Origin of the sequence: Phenylobacterium sp. (genome assembly GCF_031412415.1) — a bacterium.
Lineage (GTDB): Bacteria > Pseudomonadota > Alphaproteobacteria > Caulobacterales > Caulobacteraceae > Phenylobacterium.
In genome coordinates this window covers 1-2,120 of record NZ_JANOCX010000380.1, presented here as the reverse complement: position 1 = coordinate 2,120, position 2,120 = coordinate 1, and the positions used below count along the sequence as shown (strand labels likewise).

Here is a 2,120-nt window from a genome sequence, read left to right as displayed (position 1 = left end):
CCTTGATCATCCCCTGCACCCAGTCGTCGCGCTCGGAGGAGAACACCTTCTTCCACAGAATTCCCCGCGAGCGCAGCTCGCGCCGGGCGTGGTCGTAATACTCGCAGTTAGCGCGGTTTACGTAGGCTTCCTCGTGAAGGTCTTCGCCCCGCACGATGTTCTGGCTAGCCAGCCTGTGGTCCGGCGGAAGACAGATCACGAAGCGTTCCCGGAACAGGGGCAGGGCGTGGAAGCGCACGTCCGGCCCTTCCGGCAGGCTGAACAGGGCCAGGTGCAGGTCGCCGGCCGCAAGCATGTCCAGCAGCTCGCCGGAGCCGCGGTCGGAGACGTGCAGCTCGACATTGGGATGGGCCATCTGGAACTTGACGATCAGGTCGGAGACCGCCGCCGGGCCGATGGTGCACATGGCCCCGATATTGAGGGTGGCGCGGTCCAGCTTCTTCAGGCCCTGGGCGTGGGCCTTGGCCGCCTGGGTCTGGGCCAGAATCTGCTCGAGGTAGGGCAGCATGATGCGGCCCAGTTCCGAGAGGTGGGTGTTCTGCCGCTCGCGGTGGAACAGCGGTCCGCCCAGCTCGGCCTCGAGCTGCTGGATGGCGCGGGTGAGCGCCGGCTGGCTGACATTGGATTGATCGGCTGCACGCGTGAAGTTCAGCGTCCCGGCGAGGGCCAGGAAGTAGCGCACCTGTTGCATTTCCATGTCGGCGGCCTTTCCAGGCTAGGTGGTGGTCTCCAACACTCGCAAGCCTAACTCAAATAAGGCGAAGCTTCGACGGTACGCACGCCGATAGCGGGTGGACGCGCCGATTCCGTTCCGGTGATGAGCCGGGCGCCGCGCTCGAAGGTCAGATAGGACCAGACCCAATCCAGGACGACGGCCGCCCGGTTGCGGAAGCCGATCAGGAAATAGACGTGGGCGAGGGACCAGACCAGCCAGGCGGCGAAGCCGCTCAGCTCCACCGGTCCCAGTGCCGCCACCGCAGCCTTGCGGCCTATGGTGGCCATGGATCCGCGGTCCCGATAGCGGAAGGTCGGGCGGACCTTCGAGGTCCCCGCGATCTCGCCGGCGATCAGGCGGCCGACGAAGGCGCCCTGTTGCTTGGCGGCGGGGGCGACGCCGGGAACCGGGCGGCCGGCCTCGTCCACGAAGCGGGCGGCGTCGCCGATGACGAAGACGTCGCGGTGGTCGGGAATGGCGTGGTCGGGGCGCACCACCGCACGGCCCGCGGCGTCGCGGGCCGTGGCGAGCCAATCGCCGGCGGGGGAGGCGCGGACGCCCGCCGCCCAGACGACATTGCGGGCTTCGATCTGGGCCTGGTCGGCGAGCCTGACGCCACGGGCGTCGCAGCGGGTCACGGCCGAACGCAGGCGAACCTCGACGCCAAGCTTCTCGAGCGCGCCCAGGGCGTAGCCCGACAGCCGGGTGGAAAAGGTGGGCAGGACGCGTTCGCCAGCCTCCACCAGCACCACCCGGGCGCGCGTCCCACGGATGGCGCGGAAGTCGCAGGCGAGCGCCCGGCGCGCCAGTTCGGCGATGACGCCGGCCAGTTCGACGCCGGTAGGCCCCGCGCCCACGACGACGAAGGTCAGCAACCGCGAGCGCTCGGAGGCGTCGGGACAGACCTCCGCCTGCTCGAAGGCCAGCAGGACCCGGCGGCGTAGGCCCAGTGCGTCGTCCAGCGACTTTAGGCCCGGCGCGTGCCCGGCCCACTCGTCGTGGCCGAAATACGCGTGGGTCGCCCCGGTGGCGAGCACCAAGTAGTCGTAGGCCAACCGCCGCCCGCCCATCAGGACGTGGCGGGCGTCGGGGTCGACGCCGGTGACCTCGTCCAGCAGCACGCGGACATTGGCCTGGCGACGCAGGACCGTGCGGATCGGGCTGGCGATCTGGGTCGGCGCCAATCCGGCGGTGGCCACCTGATAGAGCAGGGGTTGGAACAGGTGGTGGTTCTTCCTGTCGACCAGAGTGACCTCGGCGTCGGCCCTGGCCAGGGCCATCACGGTCGACAACCCGCCGAAACCGGCGCCGACGACGACCACATGGGGCCGCCGCCGGGCCGCCTGCCCGTTCCTCCCTGGAGGGCTGTTCGGGGCGTCTTTCTCGGGCAGGTTTCTTCCACCGG

2 protein-coding genes are annotated in these 2,120 nt (G+C 69.7%); both read right to left on the bottom strand.

Annotated features, from left to right (window positions below; genetic code table 11):
• Window positions 1–697 (bottom strand): LysR family transcriptional regulator (locus RMO04_RS17970; protein WP_309646136.1); only part of this gene is annotated, 697 nt, incomplete at its 3' end.
• A 47-nt stretch (window positions 698–744) separates the two neighbouring features.
• Window positions 745–2,037 carry an NAD(P)/FAD-dependent oxidoreductase gene (locus RMO04_RS17965; RefSeq protein WP_309646137.1) on the bottom strand — a complete coding sequence of 431 codons (1,293 nt, stop codon included), beginning with the start codon at window positions 2,035–2,037 and terminating at the stop codon, window positions 745–747.
• Between the last annotated feature and the right edge of the window lie 83 nt (window positions 2,038–2,120).